Raw genomic sequence first — 19041 nt, 5'->3', positions numbered from 1 at the left:
CAGTACGTTCGTAGGGTGAAGAAGATCCCCGAGACCGGCCGTATCGTCCTGCTCACCACCACCCACCGGGTGGCGCCCGGACTGCTGTCCTGGCCCGCCTGGGAGGTGCTGCGCACCGCCGACCGCGTGCTGTGCGCGGACCCGGCCCACCCGCAGCTGCCGTACGTACGCGACGCGGGCGTCAAGGCCGAGGCGGGCGTCGAGCTGGACGCGCGGGCCCTGGTGGCGGAGTGCGCGCAGGACGGCGGCCGCTCGGTCGTGGTGCTGGCCACCGCCGAGGGCGAACCCGCGCTCACCGATGGGCTGGCCCGGCTGGCGGGCTCCGGCCGCCTTGCCATGCCCGAGCTGGAGCTGCTGCCGGGCTCCTACGATCTGCCGGGCGCCCGGCTGCTGGACGCCGTCCAGGTCATGGACCGGATCCGCCGCGAGTGCCCGTGGAGCGCCCTCCGCACCCACAAGGACCTGCTGAAATACGGCGTCGAGGAAGTCTACGAACTCATCGACGCCATCGAGCGCGGCGACCGCGAGGAACTGCGCGAGGAGCTCGGCGACGTACTGCTCCAGGTCGTCTTCCACGCCCGGATCGCCCAGGACGACCCCGAAGCGCCGTTCGGCATCGACGACGTGGCCGCGACCCTCGTGGAGAAGCTGGTGCACCGCCACCCGCATGTGTTCGGCGACGATGTCGCCGAGACCGCGGCCGAGGTCGAGACGCACTGGCAGCGCCGCAAGGCCCTGGAGAAGAACGAGAGGGTCTCGGTGACCGAGGGCATCCCGCTGGGCCAGCCCGCCCTCTCCCTCGCCGCGAAGCTCGCGGGCCGCGCCCGCACAGCCGGCCTCGCACCGCCGGAGAGCGCCGGCAGCGGGGTGGGCTACGCCCTGCTGGCCCTGGCCGCCGAGGCCGAGCGGGAGGGCATCGACCCGGAAACGGCGCTGCGGGCCGCGGCCCGCGAGTACCGCGACCTGATCCGGGAACGGGAGCAGCGGACGGACTAGCCGGGCCCCGCCCCCGTACCGATGCTGTTCCCGTTGCTCACTGCGGCGAGGAAGAGGCGGCTGCCTTGAACGCGATCCCGTCCAGGATGTCGTGCTCGCTGACCACGACTTCCTCGGCGCCGATGCGTTCCATGACCGTCAGCAGTACGAGGGCGCCCGCGTTGATGACGTCGACGCGGCCCGGGTGCATGACCGGGATGGCGGCGCGTTCGTCGTGGGAGGCGGCCAGCAGCCGGTCGGTGAGTTCGCGGACGCCCGACAGCGGGATGCGGGTGTGGTGGATGCGGGAGGAGTCGTAGGCGTCCAAGTCCAGGGCGATGCCGCCCAGGGTGGTGACCGTGCCCGCCAGGCCCACCAGGGTGCGGGCCCGCTCCAGCGGCACGGTGCGGGCCACCTCGTCCAGGGCCGCCTCCACATCGGCGCGGACCGCCGCCACCTGCGCCGGTTCCGGGGTCTCGGTGAGGGCGCCGTCCACGGTGAGATGGCGTTCGGTCAGCCGGACGCAGCCGATGTCGACGCTGCGGGCCGCCTCGACGCTCTCGGCTCCCAGCACGAACTCCGTGGAGCCGCCGCCGATGTCCACCACCAGATACGGCGGTGCGAACGTGCCCGGCGCCAGCTCCTTGGTGGCGCCCGTGAACGAGAAGTCCGCCTCCTCGTCACCGGTGATCACCACCGGCTCGACGCCGAGGATGTCCAGTACGCCGCGGACGAACTCGTCCCGGTTCTCCGCGTCCCGGGACGCGGAGGTCGCGACGAAGCGGGTCCGCTCGGGCGGTACGCCGAACCCGGCGATGATGTCGGCGTACCGGCGGCAGGCCGCGAACGTGCGCTCCAGCGCCTCGGGCGCCAGCCGTCCGGTGCGGTCCACCCCCTGCCCCAGCCGGACGATCTCCATCCGGCGGTCCAGATCGGTCAACGCCCCGGTATCCGGGTCGGCGTCCGCCACCAGCAGGCGGATCGAGTTGGTGCCGCAGTCGATCGCGGCCACGCGGCTCGTCGTCATGCCCGACCTTCCTCCGTCTCCTGCGGCACCGTCACGCACGGGCCCTTGCGCCACCACTCGGGCAGCATCGCCAGCGCCTCGTCGCCCAGCGGGTTGACGCCGGGGCCCGCGACCAGCGAGTGCGCGACCAGCACATGCAGACACTTCACCCGGTCGGGCATACCGCCCGCGCTGGGGAAGCCGACCAACTCCTCGATGGCGTCGCGGCGCGCCAGATAGTCCTCGTGCGCGGCCCGGTAGGCGTCGGCCAGCTCAGCGTCCTCGCGCAGCCGCGCCGTCATCTCCTTCATCACGCCGTCCGCCTCCAGCGTCCCGATGGCGGAGGCCGCGCGTGGGCACGTCAGGTAGTACGTGGTGGGGAACGGCGTACCGTCCTCCAGCCTGGGCGCGGTCTCCACCACGTCGGGCAGCCCGCAGGGGCAGCGGTGGGCGATGGCGCGCAGCCCGCGCGGCGGGCGGCCGAGCTGCTCCTGGAAGGCGGCGATGTCCGCGTCGGTGGGCGGCGTCGGCTCGGTCTGGGGCGGTGGGGTGTCCATGGGTGAGGGTGCTCGTCGCTTCGCTTCAGTCGGGGGAGCTTCAGTCGTCGGGGAAGGGGTGCGGCCGGCGCCGCCGAGTGGCCGGGCAGCTCACTCGGCCTGGTCCGCACGGTCCACGCCGTCCCACATGTTCTGATACCAGGCCCGGTCGGCGGGCCCGTGCTCGCGGGGGCGGCGTACCTCTGCCGTGCCGTCCCGCAGGGTGTAACCGGTCTCGCCGGGCCGTACGAAGTGCAGATGCTCGCGTGCCTGCCGCTCCACATACGCGGGGTCACGCCAGCGCGCCCGCTGCTCACGCAGCCGCTTCACCTCGGCCCGCGCCTGCTCGGCCTGCCGCCGCTGGTCGGCGATCTCGGAGCGCTGGGTGACGTACTGCCGCGTCGGATACGCGAGGGCCACGACGAGGGAGCACAGTACGAGCGCCAACAGCGCGGCCCGGCCGGTGAGCCGCCCCTTGCGCGGGGTGCGTACTTTCCGGCCCTGCGCCCGGTACACCCGCTCGGCGGCCTGGGCGCCGAGGGCGCGCAGGCGCGTCGCGGTGGAGAAACGGTCCCGGTCCGCTCCCATACCTCTCCCCTGCGGGTGCTACCCGCGGTGCCGTACCCCCTCGACTATGAGGTGGTACGGCACCGTGGGTCGGCCGACTGCTCAGCGTCCGATACTCGGCGTTCCGATACTCAGCGCTTGTAGCTACTCAGCGCTTGTAGCGCGGGAACGCCGAACGACCGGCGTAGACGGCCGCGTCGTCCAGGATCTCCTCGATGCGCAGCAGCTGGTTGTACTTCGCGACGCGCTCCGAACGGGCCGGGGCACCGGACTTGATCTGACCGCAGTTGACCGCGACGGCCAGGTCGGCGATCGTCACGTCCTCGGTCTCGCCCGAGCGGTGCGACATCATGCACTTGAAGCCGTTGCGCTGCGCCAGCTCAACCGCGTCCAGCGTCTCGGTCAGCGAACCGATCTGGTTCACCTTGACGAGCAGCGCGTTGGCGGCGCCCTCCTCGATACCGCGGGCCAGCCGCTCGGGGTTGGTGACGAACAGGTCGTCGCCCACCAGCTGCACCTTGTCGCCCAGCTTGTCGGTGATGGTCTTCCAGCCCGCCCAGTCGTCCTCGAACAGCGGGTCCTCGATGGAGACCAGCGGGTAGTCGGCGACGAGCTGCTCGTAGTACTCGGTCATCTCGGCGGCCGAGCGCTTCTGGCCCTCGAACGCGTAGACGCCCTCCTCGTAGAACTCGGAGGCGGCCACGTCCAGCGCCAGCGCGATGTCCTGGCCGGCGTTGTAACCGGCCTTCTGGATGGCCTCGATGATCAGGTCGAGGGCCTCGCGGTTGGAGCCGAGGTTCGGCGCGAACCCGCCCTCGTCACCCAGCCCGGTGGCCAGGCCGCGCTCCTTGAGCACGCCCTTGAGCGCGTGGTACACCTCGGCGCCCCAGCGCAGCGCCTCGGAGAAGGACTCCGCGCCGATCGGCGCGATCATGAACTCCTGGATGTCGACGTTGGAGTCCGCGTGCGAGCCGCCGTTGAGGATGTTCATCATCGGCACCGGCAGCTGGTGCGCGTTCGGGCCGCCCAGGTAGCGGAACAGCGGCAGGTCGGACGCCTCGGAAGCGGCGTGTGCGACGGCCAGCGAGACGCCGAGGATGGCGTTGGCGCCGAGCGACGACTTGTCGGCCGTGGCGTCCAGGTCGAACATCGCCTGGTCGATCAGCCGCTGCTCGGTGGCGTCGTAGCCGACCAGCTCCGGGCCGATCTGCTCGATGACGGCGAGGACGGCCTTCTCGACGCCCTTCCCGTTGTAGCGCGCGGTGTCACCGTCGCGCAGTTCGAGCGCCTCGAAGGCGCCGGTCGAGGCGCCGGACGGTACGGCAGCACGGCCGGTGCTGCCGTCGTCGAGGCCGACCTCGACCTCGACGGTGGGGTTGCCTCGCGAGTCGAGGATCTCGCGGGCTACGACGACGTCGATGGACGGCACGAGGTTTCTCCTTCGTCTGGGACGACTTTCTCCGCCCCGAGCCTAACCGTCCCACCCCGCGCTCCCGCGCGGCTGCCCCGATTCACGGCCGCGTGCCGACCCCAGGAGCGAGGGTTACAGCTTCAGCTGCTGGCCCGGGCGGAGCAGGTTGGGGTCGTCGCCGATCGCTTCGCGATTCCGCTCGTAGAGCGCGGACCAGCCGCCCGCGACGTCCTGTTCGGCGGCGATCCCGGAGAGGGAGTCGCCCGCCTTGACGGTGACCCGGTGCTTGCCGCCGCCCTCGCGTGCCCGATCGCGGTCCTTTTCCCGCGAGGCGCGGTCGCGGGACTCGTCGCGGTCGTGCTGCTCGTCGGCAGGCCGCCCACGGTGCTTGCCCTTCCCGGACTTGTCCGACTTCCCGGGCTTGTCGGCCTTTTCGGACGGAGAGCCAAGGCGGTCCGGGCCGCCGGGCCCCAGGCCCGACCAGCCTGAGGTGTCGGAGGAGTCGTCGTCGGACGGCCCGTTGTGGGGCGGCTTCGGGGTCGACGGCTCGTCGTCGGACGGCTTCGACGGCTGCGGAGACTCGGACGACCCGCCCTCGGGGGTGCCGGTCTCCTCGTCCGACGGCGTCTCATCGGCGCTGTCGTCGGGCGTCGGCTTCGGGCTCTGCGACTCACCGGGCTTGTCCGGCTTGTCGGTCTCATCGGGCTTGCCGGAACCATCGGGCTTGCCCGACTCGTCGGCGTCGTCGGAAGGTGTCTCGGACGGCGTCGGCGAGGGCGACGGATCCGCGTCCTGCGATTCGTCGTCGTCCAGACCCGGTAGCTCGATCTTCAGTTCACTTCCGCACTGCGGGAAAGCGCGCGGGCCCTCGGCCTCGAGGATCTTCTCGCCGACGGATATCTGCTGGCTGCGGCTGGCCAGATCCGGCCGCTCGGCGTACATCGTGCCGCCGTAGTACTTCCAGGTGTCCAGGTCCAACTGGAGCCCGCCGTAGTACCCGTTGGAGTTGTTGGCGCTCCACGCTCCGCCGCTCTCGCAGTCGGCGACGCGGTCCCAGGTGCCGGCGTCGGCGGCCTGTGCGCCGGTGGCGCCGAGCAGTGGAATGGCGATCCCGGCACCTGTGACCCCGGCGGTGACGAAGAGAGCGGGGGCTTGGCGGGGGCGGCGATGCCGACCGTTCCCGGAGCGCATGGTTGACCTCTCGTAAGGGACAAGCGGGACGATGACCGAAGTCGGTGACCGAACGTAGCTGCGAACGCCCACAGTCACAAGCCAATGTCGCCCACATCACGCCACGGTCACATAGGTGACGCACCATCACCCCAACCGCACAAACCCCGCCTCAGCGGTCGGCCGGGGCGAACTGCACAGGCAGTGTCCGCAGCCCGCGCATGATGAGCCCGCCACGCCAGCGCAGCTCGGCGGGGTCGGCCGCCAGCCGCAGATCGGGCAGCCTGCGCAGCAGCGCCGCCAGCGCGGTCTGTCCTTCGAGCCGGGCCAGCGGTGCGCCGAGACAGTAGTGGATGCCGTGCCCGTAGCCCAGGTGCTGGTTGTCCCGCCGGGTGAGGTCCAGGGTGTCGGGCTCGGTGAACTTCTCCGGATCGCGGTCGGCCGCCGCCAGGACGACCAGTACCGGCTCGCCCGCCCGCACCCGCTGCCCGCCGATCGTCAGCTCGCGGGTGGCGAAGCGCCAGGTCGCCAGTTCCACGGGGCCGTCGTAGCGCAGCAGTTCCTCGACGGCACCGGCCAGCAGCCCCTCGTCGCCGTCGGCGACCGCACGCTGGAGGAGGGCCCGCTGCTCGGGGTGGCGCAGCAGCGCGTACGTACCGTTCCCGATCAGGTTGACGGTCGTCTCGAACCCGGCGAACAGCAGGATGAACGCCATAGCGGCGGCCTCGTTCTCGGTGAGGTGCTCGCCGTGGTCGGAGGCGCGGATGAGGCCCGAGATCAGATCGCCGGACATCAGGTCCTCGCCGTCCTCCCCGCCAGCCGGCTCCGTACGGGCCAACTCGGCGCGCTTGCGGTGGATCAGCTCGGCGAGGTAGCTCCGCATCCGCTTGACCGCGCGGCCGACGCCGCCGCGCGGGCTGCCGGGCTGATCTCGGGGGCCCGGGGGTTGCCCCCCGGAAGTGTGCAGCATCATGCCCGCCCAGGTGCGGAAGTCCTCCTGGTCCTCACGCGGTACGCCGAGCATCTCGCAGATGGCGTAGATCGGCAGTGGAAAGGCGTACTCATGGATGAGATCGGCCTCGCCACGTGTCGCGAAGGAGTCGATCAGGTCGTCCGCGAGTTCCCGTACCCGGGGCGCGAAGGCGGCGACCCGGCGCGGGGTGAACGCCTTGGAGACCAGCCGCCGCAGCCGGGTGTGGTCGGGCGGGTCGATGTTCAGCAGATGCGTCATCAGGTTCGCGCTGCGCTCGCCCGGAATGCCCACCTTGCCCTTGCCGTGCGCGCCCTGTTCGCCGTGGTGGTGCGGATTCTTGCTCAGCCGCGGGTCGGCGAGCGCCTGCCGAGCGTCGGCGTACCGGGTCACCAGCCACGCCTCCACCCCGCTGGGCAGCTCCGTCTTCCGTACGGGCGCGTGCTCGCGCAGCCAGGCGTACGCGGGATAGGGGTCCGCGGCGAACTGCCAGTCGAAGAGCGGCGGCATGGGCGGCGGGGGCGCGGGCTCCGGGCCGGGGCCGGGGTCGTTCGGGTCGTGCACGGCTACGACGGTATGCGCTGGCCCCGGCATGTGCTCAGCGCGGTGTGCGGGAGGGGGTGCGCTCCAGCCAGCCCGTCGTGATCAGGTACTGGCCCAGCAGATACCCCGCCATGATCAGTACTTCCTGGGAGGGGAACTCGTGCCCCGCCGCCTGGAGCCCGATCAGTGCGTCCGAGGCGATGAACGACAGCGCCCCGGCGGCGACCTTGCCCCCGACGCCGAGCGCGGCGGCGCCCATAGCGGCGAGCGCGAGGCTGTAGCCCGCCACCGGGAGCCGCAGCCGGCGCTCCAGCGTGGGGGCGAGCACCGCGTTGACGGCGCCCCACGCGGCGAACGCGACGGCAGCGCGCTTCGGGCGGGCGCGCAGCTCGCGTACGGCGCCGAGTTGCGCCGTCATCCCCGTGGTGTAGCTGACCTGCGTGCCGAGGAAGGCGGCCATCCCGGCCAGCAGCGCGCGGTGGTGGCGGTCCCAGAGCAGAGCGGTGTCACCGGCGGTGGCACAGGCGAGCCCTGCCAGCAGCGCGGCGGGCGGGCGACCCGGCCGGGCGGTGCGCCGGGCGTGGGCCGCGAGCGCGGGCATGAGGAGGGGCTTGGCCGCGCGCGCCGGGCCGCGCGGGGACTTCGCGGTGGCGTACAGATCCGCGGCGGCCAGCGCGGCGAACGTGCCCAGAGTCTTCTCCACGCCCGGAGTCCTCCCCTTGGTGATCGCCATCCGGGCAGTGTTACTGCCGAGTAGAGTGCCGTCAACCCTGCGGCGGGATGCCGGCGAGGGAGGGCCGCACGCTCTCACTTGAGCGCTGCGTCTCTCCGCTGATAGGTGTAGAGGGGCCTTCCCGGGGGTCCGCCGCGGCACCGGCAGATGAGTTTCGTGAATTGTTTCACATGAGAAAGTGCCCGGTGAGCCCCGGTTTTCGGGTTGGAAGGCGGGGTTCCGGATGTGCTCTCGTCACGCCGGGACGACACCGTCCGGCCGCCGTCGCGTGGTCCACTCGTCGCCCCGTCGATCCCCGCAGCTCAAAAGCTGTGTCAACGGCTCACGCCGGTCCGTGGTTCCTTCGCCGCCCTGTGGGCTCGATCACGGGGCGGCGGAGTGTAGCAGAGGGTGGGGGGATGCTTGTGAAGGCCCTCACTAAGTGACCCCCACCAGTGGGTGGATACTCGATTTCATGAGCACCACGGAGCGTCCCCGAATCCTCGTAGTGGGTGGCGGGTACGTCGGTCTGTACGCAGCGCGGCGCATCCTGAAGAAGATGCGCTACGGCGAGGCGACCGTCACGGTCGTCGACCCGCGGTCGTACATGACGTACCAGCCCTTCCTCCCTGAAGCTGCCGCCGGCAGCATCTCACCCCGCCACGTCGTGGTCCCCCTGCGACGCGTGCTCCCGAAGGCCGAGGTCCTCACCGGCCGCGTGACCTCGATCGACCAGGACCGCAAGATCGCACACGTCGCGCCGCTGGTCGGCGACGCGTACGAGCTGCCTTTCGACTACCTGGTGATCGCGATGGGCGCGGTCTCCCGTACCTTCCCGGTTCCCGGTCTCGCCGAGAACGGGATCGGTATGAAGGGTGTGGAGGAAGCGATCGGCCTGCGCAACCACGTCCTCGAGCAGCTCGACAAGGCGGACTCCACGCAGGACGAGGAGGCTCGCCGCAAGGCCCTCACCTTCGTCTTCATCGGTGGCGGTTTCGCCGGTGCCGAGACCATCGGCGAGGTCGAGGACATGGCACGTGACGCCGCCAAGTACTACCCCAACGTCAAGCGCGAGGACATGCGGTTCGTCCTCGTCGACGCGGCCCCCGGGATCCTTCCCGAGGTGGGCCCGAAGCTGGGCGAGTGGGGTCTAGAACACCTCAAGAAGCGCGGCATCGAGGTCTATCTGAACACCTCCATGGAGTCCTGCGTGGACGGCCATGTGGTGCTCAAGAACGGGCTGGAGGTCGACTCCAGCACCATCGTGTGGACCGCGGGCGTCAAGCCCAACCCGGTGCTCTCCCGCTTCGGTCTGCCGCTCGGCCCCAAGGGGCACGTGGACGTGGACGCCGGTATGCAGGTCAAGGGCATGGACTACGCCTGGGCCGCGGGTGACAACGCGCAGGTCCCGGACCTGGCCGCCGGCAAGGAGGGCGCGTTCTGCCCGCCCAACGCGCAGCACGCGCTGCGCCAGGCCAAGGTGCTCGGGGACAACGTCATCTCCGGGATGCGCGGCTTCCCGCAGGGCAAGTACAAGCACGCCAACAAGGGCGCCGTCGCGGGCCTCGGTCTCCACAAGGGCGTCGCGATGATCGTCTTCGGCAAGACCAAGATCAAGCTTCGCGGTCGGCTGGCCTGGTACTTCCACCGTGCCTACCACGGCATGGCGGTACCGACCTGGAACCGTAAGATCCGGGTCTTCGCCGACTGGACGCTGGGGATGTTCCTCAAGCGCGAGGTCGTCTCGCTCGGTGCCATGGAGCACCCGCGCGGCGAGTTCTACGAGGCGGCGGCGCCGGTGACCGCGGCCGCGCTCGGCAAGGCGGAGGCGTCCGCGCCCGCCGACACCAGCAAGGCCACCGCCGACAGCCGGGCCGACAGCCCGGTGGGCGGCAAGAGCGAGAAGGCAGCTGCCTCCTCCTGACCTCATACCCGCAGGCCGGCCCGCGGCAGGGCCGGCCGAAGGGACCCCGAGAGGGGCGTGCGCCATCCGTGGGGCGCACGCCCCTCTCGTTGTTTTCGGCGATTTCGGCGTACCGAATCGACCGGTTCGTTGGGCACAGTGGGCATACATCCACCCCCGCTCGCGTTTTCGTGTACGGGGAACCCACCCCTTCCTGACACGGAGGTGTGCTCAATGGCCGGTGCCGCCCAACGGATCGTCGCGCTCGCGGAGCAGTTGCTGAGGGATCCGCTCCCGGTCAGGGTGCGGGCGTGGGACCACAGCGAGGCGGGACCGCCCGGAGCCCCCGTGGTGGTCATCCGCAGCCGGCGGGCGCTGCGCCGGATGCTGTGGCGGCCGGGCGAGCTGGGGCTGGCCCGCGCCTGGGTCGCCGGGGAGCTCGATATCGAGGGCGATCTGTACCAGGCGCTCGATCTGCTGGCCGGACTGATCTGGGAGCGCGGCCACGGGCCGGGAGCCGTACCCGAAGCCGGCAACACCTCCGCGTCCGGCCCCGGTTGGGCGCGCGGGGCGCTGACCCTGGCGCGTGACCCCGCAGCGCGGCAGGCCGCCGCCGAACTGCTGCGGCTGGCCGGACCCGGGCTGCCGCCCCCGCCGCCCGCCGAGGAGGTCCGGGGCCGCACCGGGCTGCGGCACACCCTCGGCCGCGATCGCAAGGCCATCAGCCACCATTACGACGTCGGCAACGACTTCTACGAGCTCGTGCTGGGCCCCAGCATGGTCTACTCCTGCGCCTACTGGCAGCCGGGGGGCACCCTGGAGGACGCCCAGCGCGACAAGCTCGATCTGATCTGCCGCAAGCTGGCACTGCGCGAGGGGCAGCGGCTGCTGGACGTCGGCGGCGGCTGGGGCTCCCTCGTACTGCACGCGGCGCGCGAATACGGCGTACGCGCCGTCGCCGTCACCCTCTCCCGCGAGCAGGCCGTCTACGGCCGCAAGCGGATCGCCGAGGAGGGGCTGGCGGACCGCGTGGAGATCCGCGTCCAGGACTACCGCGAGATCGACGACGGCCCGTTCGACGCGATTTCGTCCGTCGGTATGGCCGAGCACGTCGGTGCCGAGCGCTACCGGGAGTACGCCGACGAGCTGTACGCCCTCCTGAAGCCCGGCGGCCGGCTGCTGAACCACCAGATCGCGCGGCGGCCGATCGCCGACGAAGAGGCGTACGAGGTGGATCCGTTCATCGACGCCTATGTCTTCCCCGACGGGGAACTCGCGCCCATCGGGCGCACCGTGGGGCAGCTGGAGCGGGCCGGTTTCGAGGTGCGGGACGTCGAGTCGCTGCGCGAGCACTACGCGCTGACGCTGCGCGCCTGGGTGCGCAATCTGGAGGCCGACTTCGGCCGCGCCGCGCGGCTCACCACGCCGGGCCGCGCGCGGGTCTGGCGGCTCTACATGGCGGCTTCCGCCTTGGCGTTCGAGCGCAACCGGATCGGCGTCAACCAGGTGCTGGCCGTCAAGACCCCCGAATCCGGCGCCTCGGGGCTCCCGCTGCGGACCCGCTCGTGGACGGCGGACGCGGACGCTGCCGCGCTCCCCTGAAAAGCCGGGCTCAACTGAGAAGCCGCGCTGCTCTGAGAAACGGATAGGGGTGGGGCAGGGGCCAGACCAACCCCTGCCCCACCCCGGTCGGGGTCCGGGGCCCCGTGTCCGGGGCCCCGGAGGGCTCACTCCGTCTTGATGGCAGCCAGCATGTTGAGCCGTGCCGCCCGCCGGGCGGGCCACAGCGCCGCGAGGATACCCACCAGGGCCGCGAGGGCGAGGAAGACCCCCATCCGTCCCCAGGGCAGGACCAGCGTGTAGGTGGCCAGCGAGCCGGCGATCAGTTCCCCGGCGGCCCAGCCGAAGAAGACGCCGAGGCCGATCCCGAGCACCCCGCCGAACAGCGAGATGACCAGCGACTCCAGCCGCACCATCCGCTTGACCCCGCGCCGGTCGAGACCGATGGCGCGCAGCATCCCGATCTCCTGGCCGCGTTCGAAGACCGACATGGCGAGCGTGTTGATCACGCCGAGCACGGCGACGATGACGGCCATCGCGAGCAGCCCGTACAGCATGTTCAGCATGATGTTGATCATCTGAGCGATGCCCTCGGAGATGTCCTTCTTGTCCTGCACCTGGACCGCGGGGTTGTTCCCTAGCTGCTTCTCGAGGGACTTCTTCACCTCGGCCGTGGCGCCGTCCTTGGTCTTGGCCAGGACCTGCATGTCCACGACCTTCTCCATGTGCGGAGTCACGGCCTTGTTGTCGACGATGATCCCCTTGATCATCTCGTTGCCCTTGTAGACACCGGCGACCGACAGCTGTGCCTTCTTGCCGTCGTCGTAGGTCACCTCGAACCGGGAGCCGGGCTTCCAGCCCTGCTTCTTGGCCGTTTTGTCGTCCACGACGACCTGCTTGCCGCCGGCGACGCCGGACCAGCCGCCCTTGGTGAAGTCGAGCGAGGTGAGTTGGCCGATGGTGGAGCCGTTGACGCCGGTCAGGTACTCGGGTTCGCCGTCGATCTCGGCCGGGGCGTTGCGCATCGGCGAGGTGGCGGTGACCTTGTCCGACTGGACCAGCTTCTTCTCCACGGTGGGGGAGAGGGGGGTGAAGTTGGCCATGGAGATGGCGTAGTCGGCCTTCAGTGAGTCGGAGGCCATCTTGTCGACGGCCTTCTGCACGCCGCCGGCGATGACCGTCAGCCCGGTGATCAGCGTCAGCCCGACCATCAACGCGGACGCGGTGGCCGCCGTACGGCGCGGGTTGCGTACCGCGTTCTGCCGGGCCAGCTTTCCGCTGACGTTGAAGAGCCGCAGCACCGGCGCCGTCGCCGCGATCAGCGGGCGGGACAGCAGCGGGGTGAGCACGAAGACGCCGATCAGCAGCAGTCCGGCGCCCGCGCCCATCGGTGCCTTGCCGTCCTTCATGTTGGTCGCCATCAGCACCAGCACCGCACCGGCGGCGGACAGCAGCGCGCCGATGGTGTTGCGGACGATCAGCGAGCGGGTCGTCGCGGGGGCGTGGACACTGCCCATCGCCGCGACCGGCGGGATCTTGGCCGCGCGCCGGGCGGGCAGCCAGGCCGCGAGCACGGTGATGAAGACGCCGACCAGCAGTGAGATGACCACGGTGGACGGAGCGATCACCAGCGGCCCGTCGGGCATGGTGCCCATGTTGCCGACCAGGGCACGCAGCCCGGCGCCGATCCCGACACCGGCCGCCATCCCCATCAGCCCCGCCACGGTGCCGACGACCAGCGCCTCGATGAGCACCGAACGGGTGACCTGGCGGCGGCTGGCACCCACTGCGCGCAGCAGCGCCAGTTCCTTCGTGCGCTGGGCCACCAGCATGGTGAAGGTGTTGGCGATGATGAAGATGCCGACGAACAGCGCGATTCCGGCGAAGGCCAGCAGGCTGGTCTTCATGCCGGACATGCTCGACTCGATCTGCTGGGACTCGTCTTCCGCGAGCTTCTTGCCGGTGACGGCCTCGGCGTCGGAGGGCAGGATCTTCTCGGCCCGCTGCTTGAGTGCGGCCTGCGAGACACCCGGCTCGGCCTTCAGCTGGATCTCGGTGTACTCACCCGGTTTGGCGAACAGCTGCTGCGCGGTGGCGTTGTCGAAGAGGACGAGAGAGCCGCCGGCGGCGACGTTGCCGTCATCGGTGGTGTAGATGCCGGTGACCTTCTCCTTGCGTACCGGGCCGTCCACCGACATGCGGACGGTGTCGCCGACCTTGTAGCCGGTGCGCTCCGCGGTCTTGGCGTCCAGCGCGATCTGGCCGGGGGCGCGCGGCGCGGCGCCGTCCTTCATCGGGTAGCGGGGGTCGGAGCCCTTGCCGTCCCGGCCGGCGTAGTAGTTGGCGCCCTCGGTGGAGAAGCCGTCACCGACGAGCTTGCCGTTCTTGTCGGAGAGGGCGGCGAAGCCGGAGACGACACCGGTCGCGGACTTGGCGCCGGGCAGCTTGTCGGCCCGGTCGAGGGTGCGCTGGCTCAACGGCGATATGGCGTCCCGGCCTTCGGGCGCGTCGCTGTTGTCCTGCTGTATGGACACGTCGACGTTCGCGTAGCCCTTTTCTGAGCTCTTGTGGAACGCGTCGGAGATGGTCGAGGTGAAGACCAGGGTGCCGGAGACGAAGGCCACGCCGAGCAGCACGGCGAGCATGGTCATCAGCAGCCGGGCCTTGTGCGCGAGAACATTGCGCAAGGCTGTTCGGAGCATGAGGAAGTCCTGGAAGGTCCTTCTGCGAGTGGCGAGAAGCCGGCGGTGGGAGGCCGGCCGCGGAAGCGTGTACGGCGCGCCGAAGCCTGTCCGGCGCGAACCGCCTGCCCGGCGCGAACCGGGTGCGGCGAGTGCGCGTGAACGGCGCGTGCGCGGTGGACGGCGCGTGAGCGTGTACGGCGCGGAAGCGCGTACGGCGTGCGAGCACGTACGGCGCGGACCGGCGCCGAGCGAACTGACGCCGAGCGAACTGGCGCCGGGCGGATTGGCGCCGGGCGGACCGGCGCCGTAAGGCGCGGGAGCGCGGAGCGGGCCGCTCGGCTCAGCTGGTCCGGTTCTTGGCGTCGAAGGACTTCATCCGCTCCAGCACGCCGTCGGCCGTCGGGCCTGCCATGTCGTCGACGATGCGTCCGTCGGCGAGGAAGACGACGCGGTCCGCGTAGGCGGCGGCCACCGGGTCGTGGGTGACCATGACGACGGTCTGGCCCAGTTCGCGTACGGAGTTGCGGAGGAAGCCGAGCACCTCGGCCCCGGCCCGGGAGTCGAGGTTGCCGGTCGGCTCGTCCCCGAAGATGATCTCCGGCCGGGAGGCGAGCGCCCGGGCGACGGCCACCCGCTGCTGCTGGCCGCCGGAGAGCTGGTTGGGCCGGTGCTTGAGCCGGTCGGCGAGGCCGACGGTCTGGATGACGCGGTCCAGCCACGCCTTGTCGGGCTTACGGCCCGCGATGTCCATCGGCAGCGTGATGTTCTCCAGGGCGCTGAGCGTGGGCAGCAGATTGAACGCTTGGAAGATGAAGCCGATCCGGTCGCGCCGCAGCTGGGTGAGCTTCTTGTCCTTGAGCGCGGTCAGTTCGGTGTCGCCGATCCGGGCGCTGCCGCTGGAGATCGAGTCGAGCCCCGCCATGCAGTGCATCAGCGTGGACTTGCCAGAGCCGGAGGGGCCCATGATCGCGGTGAACTCGGCCTGCCGGAACTCGACCGATATCCGGTCGAGGGCGACCACCTTGGTCTCGCCCTGGCCGTAGACCTTGGACAGGTCCGTGGCCCGCGCCGCGGCTACGCCGGTGCTCATGAGGTCAGCGGGGGCTCCGGGGTACGGGCCGCCCGCGGTGTGGTGCTGACGGGTGCTGGTCGTCACGGCGCGGTGCTCCTGTCGGACGTTGGTCGGGTGAGAGACGGAACTTTCCATGTGCCTCCATCGTTCCGGCGGATCCGTCCCGCCGGATCAGCCCCGGCTCTTGTTTCCGGGGCAGTCTTGGGAGGTAGCCGCCGGCCCCGCGGTCATCCTTGGGTATGACGGCTGACCCTGAGACCGCCGAGGGGGCGTTGGCGGGAATGCGGGGGAGTATCGACCGCAATCGCCCCTGGCATATGACCCTGGTCGACTTGGGACGCGAATGCCCGTGACTGAACGGCGACTTTCCGTCATTCCTGGCGAGCCGGACGTGGCGGGGAGACCCCTGCGAAGTGGTGCATGTGACACTGATGGCCCGTCAGTTGCCAATAAAATAAGACAACATCGGTCGGTCGATCCGCTGTTCGGGGGATGACCCTGGATAGGCTCGTCCCGCGCCCTGGGGAGGGGCCGTCTGCGCCCAGCGGCGTACGACGCGGTCCAGGAGCCGGTGCCCGGATGGTGGAATGCAGACACGACGAGCTTAAACCTCGTTGGCCCTAAGGGCCGTGCCGGTTCAAGTCCGGCTCCGGGCACCAACCGGCCGAGCGCCGGCGATCTGTCGGAGTCACCCCCGCCGAGCGCACCGCCCCGGCCCTTGTGCCCGACGGCGGGGCCGGAATTCCGCAGCGCGCTCCCGGCGCGCTGTCAGCGGGTCTCCAAGCGGAGCCGGAGCTGCTTCTCCTGGTCACCGGCGACCTCCAGCACCTCCACCACGCCGAACGCCTCCAGCAGTACGCGGTGCAGCCGCTCGACCGCCTGCGGGGAGCCCTGCAACTCCGCCGTCACCGGCGAGCCGAGCGTCACGGCCTCCGGGCGCCCGCTGTCGCGCGAGACGTCGAACCGCGACAGCCATACGTTGGCCTTGCGGCCCTCCGGCTGCAGCTCCGCCCAGTCCGAGGGGAACAGCCCGCTCAGCACCCCGAAGACCGCCTCGGCGTCCTCGCAGGCGCACTCGCTGAGCTCCACGGTTACTTCCATCTCCCCTTCGGACATCTCCGCCGTCATCGTGCGGGCCTCCCTTTCTCGCGAATTCGCTCCAGGGCCCAATATCGGCCCGCAGGTACCCGTTCGGCGTGACCCCAACCGGCGATTCGCGCGCCCACTGCGGCGCGCGTGCCACAGCGATGAGGAACAGCGCGCTGGATGGTCTGTATCCGAAGGCCTGAGTCCGAAGGTCCGCATCCACCCTCAGGAGGCACCCATGGCAACCACCCGGACGCTCCCGACCGTCACCGTGAGCCTGCCCGTCGCCGAGCGCATGACGTCGTACACCTTCTACCGCGACGGGCTGGGCCTGGAGGCCGTGGGGAAGCTCGCCGAGGACGGGGTCCCCGAGCCGCTGCGGTTCCTCGTCAACGACGGACTGCGGCTGATGCTCATCCCCACCGGCGGCTTCGACTGGATCACCGGCGACCACACCGTCGCCGAGGCAGGGCACAGCGAGTGCGTCCTGGCGGTGCCGGTCGCCGAGGAGCGCGACGTGGACGAGATGGTCGCCCGTGCCGTCCGCGCCGGTGCCCGGACGGTCAGCGAGCCGGCACATCAGCCCTGGGGCTACACGGGCGCGTTCGCCGATCCGGACGGCCACGTCTGGCTGATCCAGGCCGGAACCGCCGACGGCCACTGAGAGGGCGACGGCCCGGCGGCGTCGTCGGATAAGCGGTTGAGCGGGTGGGTGCCCGCTGCGATGGTGAGGCGATGATCGATCCTGGACTCTCCGGCCGCACCGTGCTCGTGACCGGCGCCGTGGGCGGTATCGGCGAGGCGACGGCGCTGGCCTTCGCCCGCTGCGGCGCCCGGATCGCCGCGCACTGGTATCCGGCCGACAGCAGCCCGCAGGGTGTCCCGTTCGCGCACCGGACGCCGGGGCGCGAGGAGGCCGAGGCAGTGCTGGGGCGGCTGCGCACCGCGGGCGCGGCGGCGGCCGAGCTCTTCCCCGCCGACCTCGCGGACGGTGCGGCAGCGGGCCCGCTGCTCGACGCCGTCACCGACCGGCTCGGGCCCGTCGATGTGCTGGTGAACAACGCGGCGCACTGCGAAGTCGTCGACAGCGCCGACGAACTGACCCCTGCGATCCTGGAGCGCACCTATCGGGTCAACACCTTCGCGCCCGCCCTGCTGACCGCCGACCTCGCCCGGCGCGGCCGGGAAGCGGCCGTGGTCAACATCTCCACGGACGCGGCCCGCGCCTTCCCCGGGCAGGTCGTCTACGGCACCTCCAAGGCGGCGCTGGAGGCGTTCACCCGGGCGACGGCGCTCGATCTGGGCCCGCGCGGCATCCGCGTCAACGCCGTCGCGCCCGGCCCTGTGCAGACCGGCTGGATGCCGGACGAACTCGTCGAGCAGGTCGTGCCGCAGATCCCGCTGCGCCGGGTCGGGCTGCCGGAGGACATCGCGGACGCGGTGGTCTTCCTCGCTTCCCGTCAGGCCCGTTGGATCACCGGCCAGGTCCTCCAGGCCGCGGGCGGTCACGCGCTCTGAAGCGGCGGCCCCGCGGCCGTTGTCCACGTAGCGGAATTCACTGGGGAAGCGCCGTAAGACGCTTCTAAGCTGCGCAGATGACTCCCAGTACGCTCGCGGGCCCCGCTCCCGCCACCGTTCCCGCACCCCCGCTCGCCGCCCGTGCCGCCTCGGTCGGCTCCTCTCCCGTACGGGAGATCCTGGCGCTGACCGAGCGGCCCGAGGTGATCTCCTTCGCCGGCGGGCTCCCGGCGCCCGAGCTGTTCGCCGCCGAGGAGATACGGGCCGCCTACGACCGGGTGCTCGCGGAGCAGCCGCAGCGGGTGCTCCAGTACTCCACCTCCGAGGGCGATCCGGCGCTGCGCGGGGCCGTGGCGCGGCGGCTGGGGGAGCGCGGCCTGCCGACCGGGCCCGACGATCTGCTGGTGACGACCGGTTCGCAGCAGGCCCTCACCCTGCTGGCGACCGCGCTTCTGGAGCCGGGCGACACGGTGCTGGTGGAGAACCCGACGTATCTCGCGGCCCTGCAGTGCTTCGGTTTCACCGGTGCGCGCGTGGTGCCCGTCCACTCCGACGACGAGGGCGTCGACCCGGTGGCGTTGGCGCAGGTGGTCGAGCGCGAGCGGCCCAAGATGCTCTATCTGATCCCCACCTTCCAGAACCCCACCGGCCGCACCCTCCCGCTCGCCCGCAGGCAGGCCGTCGCCGAGATCGCCGCGCGGTACGGCATGTGGATCGTGGAGGACGACCCGTACGGCGAACTGCGGTTCGAGGGTGAGCACGAGCCGTGGGTCGCCTCGCTGCCGCCGGCCGCCGACCGCACGGTGCTCCTGGGCAGCTTCTCCAAGGTGATGGCGCCCGGACTGCGGCTCGGCTGGCTGCGCGCACCGGCCGCACTGCGCCGCGCCTGTGTCATCGCCAAGCAGGCGCTGGATCTGCACTGCTCCACCGTCGACCAGGCGGCGGCCGCCCGCTATCTGGCGGACAACGACCTGGACGCGCATCTGGCGCGGGTCCGCGACGCCTACCGCGACCGCCGCGACGCGCTGCTCGACGGGCTGTCCGCAGCGCTGCCGCCGGGCAGCACATGGAACCACCCGCAGGGCGGCATGTTCATCTGGGCACGGCTGCCGGAGGGTTACGACGCGACGGAGCTGCTGCACGAGGCCGTCGCGCGGGACGTCGCCTACGTCCCAGGTACGCCCTTCTTCGCCGGCTCACCCGACCCCGCGGCGCTGCGCCTGTCGTTCACCACGCACACCCCTCAGGAGATCCGGGAGGGGCTGCGGCGGCTCGGCGGGGTGCTGGGGTCGGCCGTGTAGCCGTCCGGGTCAGGCGCGGGCCACGGT

At 71.2% G+C, this 19041-nt stretch carries 16 protein-coding genes and 1 tRNA gene; 7 read left to right on the top strand and 10 right to left on the bottom strand.

Annotated features, from left to right (window positions below; genetic code table 11):
* Positions 1–15 precede the first annotated feature (15 nt).
* Entirely contained in the window at positions 16–996 is a 981-nt protein-coding gene (locus ACQEU8_RS32430) for a nucleoside triphosphate pyrophosphohydrolase (protein ID WP_433107453.1), read from the top strand.
* A gap of 37 nt (positions 997–1033) precedes the next feature.
* Here ACQEU8_RS32430 and ACQEU8_RS32425 read toward each other — a convergent pair whose 3' ends face one another.
* The 7 genes from ACQEU8_RS32425 to ACQEU8_RS32395 form a co-directional block, all read right to left on the bottom strand.
* Positions 1034–2002: an exopolyphosphatase gene (locus tag ACQEU8_RS32425; protein WP_433107451.1), complete on the bottom strand. Its 969-nt coding sequence runs from the start codon at positions 2000–2002 to the stop codon at positions 1034–1036.
* Positions 1999–2538 carry a DUF501 domain-containing protein gene (locus tag ACQEU8_RS32420; RefSeq protein ID WP_433107449.1) on the bottom strand — a complete coding sequence of 180 codons (540 nt, stop codon included), beginning with the start codon at positions 2536–2538 and terminating at the stop codon, positions 1999–2001. The genes ACQEU8_RS32425 and ACQEU8_RS32420 overlap by 4 nt, the downstream gene beginning before the upstream one ends.
* Before the next feature lie 90 nt (positions 2539–2628).
* A complete protein-coding gene (locus tag ACQEU8_RS32415) occupies positions 2629–3105 on the bottom strand; it encodes an FtsB family cell division protein (protein WP_433107447.1) in 477 nt (158 codons plus the stop codon).
* A 127-nt stretch (positions 3106–3232) separates the two neighbouring features.
* Complete coding sequence (gene eno / locus ACQEU8_RS32410) at positions 3233–4513, bottom strand: phosphopyruvate hydratase (protein WP_433107445.1); 1281 nt, start codon at positions 4511–4513, stop codon at positions 3233–3235.
* 114 nt (positions 4514–4627) lie between these two features.
* Positions 4628–5686 (bottom strand): transglycosylase family protein, encoded by a 1059-nt coding sequence (locus ACQEU8_RS32405; RefSeq protein WP_433107443.1) that lies wholly within the window; start codon positions 5684–5686, stop codon positions 4628–4630.
* A 151-nt stretch (positions 5687–5837) separates the two neighbouring features.
* A complete protein-coding gene (locus tag ACQEU8_RS32400; RefSeq protein ID WP_433108872.1) occupies positions 5838–7145 on the bottom strand; it encodes a cytochrome P450 family protein in 1308 nt (435 codons plus the stop codon).
* A gap of 88 nt (positions 7146–7233) precedes the next feature.
* Positions 7234–7911, bottom strand: coding sequence for a lysoplasmalogenase family protein (locus ACQEU8_RS32395; protein WP_433107441.1), 678 nt, complete (start codon positions 7909–7911; stop codon positions 7234–7236).
* A gap of 454 nt (positions 7912–8365) precedes the next feature.
* Between ACQEU8_RS32395 and ACQEU8_RS32390 the strand changes: the two genes are divergently transcribed.
* Both ACQEU8_RS32390 and ACQEU8_RS32385 read left to right on the top strand, forming a co-directional pair.
* Positions 8366–9814 (top strand): NAD(P)/FAD-dependent oxidoreductase, encoded by a 1449-nt coding sequence (locus tag ACQEU8_RS32390; protein ID WP_433107439.1) that lies wholly within the window; start codon positions 8366–8368, stop codon positions 9812–9814.
* A gap of 213 nt (positions 9815–10027) precedes the next feature.
* On the top strand, positions 10028–11395 hold the full coding sequence (locus ACQEU8_RS32385; protein ID WP_433107437.1) for a class I SAM-dependent methyltransferase: 1368 nt from the start codon (positions 10028–10030) through the stop codon (positions 11393–11395).
* Between the two features lie 125 nt (positions 11396–11520).
* Here ACQEU8_RS32385 and ACQEU8_RS32380 read toward each other — a convergent pair whose 3' ends face one another.
* Positions 11521–14055 (bottom strand): ABC transporter permease, encoded by a 2535-nt coding sequence (locus ACQEU8_RS32380; protein ID WP_433107435.1) that lies wholly within the window; start codon positions 14053–14055, stop codon positions 11521–11523.
* Between the two features lie 322 nt (positions 14056–14377).
* Positions 14378–15244 (bottom strand): ABC transporter ATP-binding protein, encoded by an 867-nt coding sequence (locus ACQEU8_RS32375; protein ID WP_433107433.1) that lies wholly within the window; start codon positions 15242–15244, stop codon positions 14378–14380.
* A 438-nt stretch (positions 15245–15682) separates the two neighbouring features.
* Here ACQEU8_RS32375 and ACQEU8_RS32370 point away from each other — a divergent pair.
* A tRNA-Leu gene (locus ACQEU8_RS32370) sits at positions 15683–15768 on the top strand.
* Between the two features lie 109 nt (positions 15769–15877).
* On the opposite strand, the gene ACQEU8_RS32365 is transcribed toward ACQEU8_RS32370, so the two are convergent.
* Complete coding sequence (locus tag ACQEU8_RS32365) at positions 15878–16237, bottom strand: hypothetical protein (RefSeq protein WP_433107431.1); 360 nt, start codon at positions 16235–16237, stop codon at positions 15878–15880.
* A 196-nt stretch (positions 16238–16433) separates the two neighbouring features.
* On the opposite strand from ACQEU8_RS32365, the gene ACQEU8_RS32360 reads away from it, so the two are divergent.
* From ACQEU8_RS32360 to ACQEU8_RS32350, 3 genes are all read left to right on the top strand, one after another.
* On the top strand, positions 16434–16859 hold the full coding sequence (locus ACQEU8_RS32360) for a VOC family protein (protein WP_433107429.1): 426 nt from the start codon (positions 16434–16436) through the stop codon (positions 16857–16859).
* 71 nt (positions 16860–16930) lie between these two features.
* Positions 16931–17713, top strand: coding sequence for an SDR family NAD(P)-dependent oxidoreductase (locus ACQEU8_RS32355; protein ID WP_433107427.1), 783 nt, complete (start codon positions 16931–16933; stop codon positions 17711–17713).
* A gap of 77 nt (positions 17714–17790) precedes the next feature.
* The gene (locus ACQEU8_RS32350; protein WP_433107425.1) at positions 17791–19014 is read left to right on the top strand and encodes a PLP-dependent aminotransferase family protein; all 1224 of its coding nucleotides are present in this window, start codon (positions 17791–17793) and stop codon (positions 19012–19014) included.
* Positions 19015–19041 lie beyond the last annotated feature (27 nt).

Origin of the sequence: Streptomyces sp. CA-250714, assembly GCF_050936705.1 — a bacterium.
Classification (GTDB): domain Bacteria; phylum Actinomycetota; class Actinomycetes; order Streptomycetales; family Streptomycetaceae; genus Streptomyces.
This window is presented reverse-complemented; position numbering and strand designations above follow the sequence as displayed.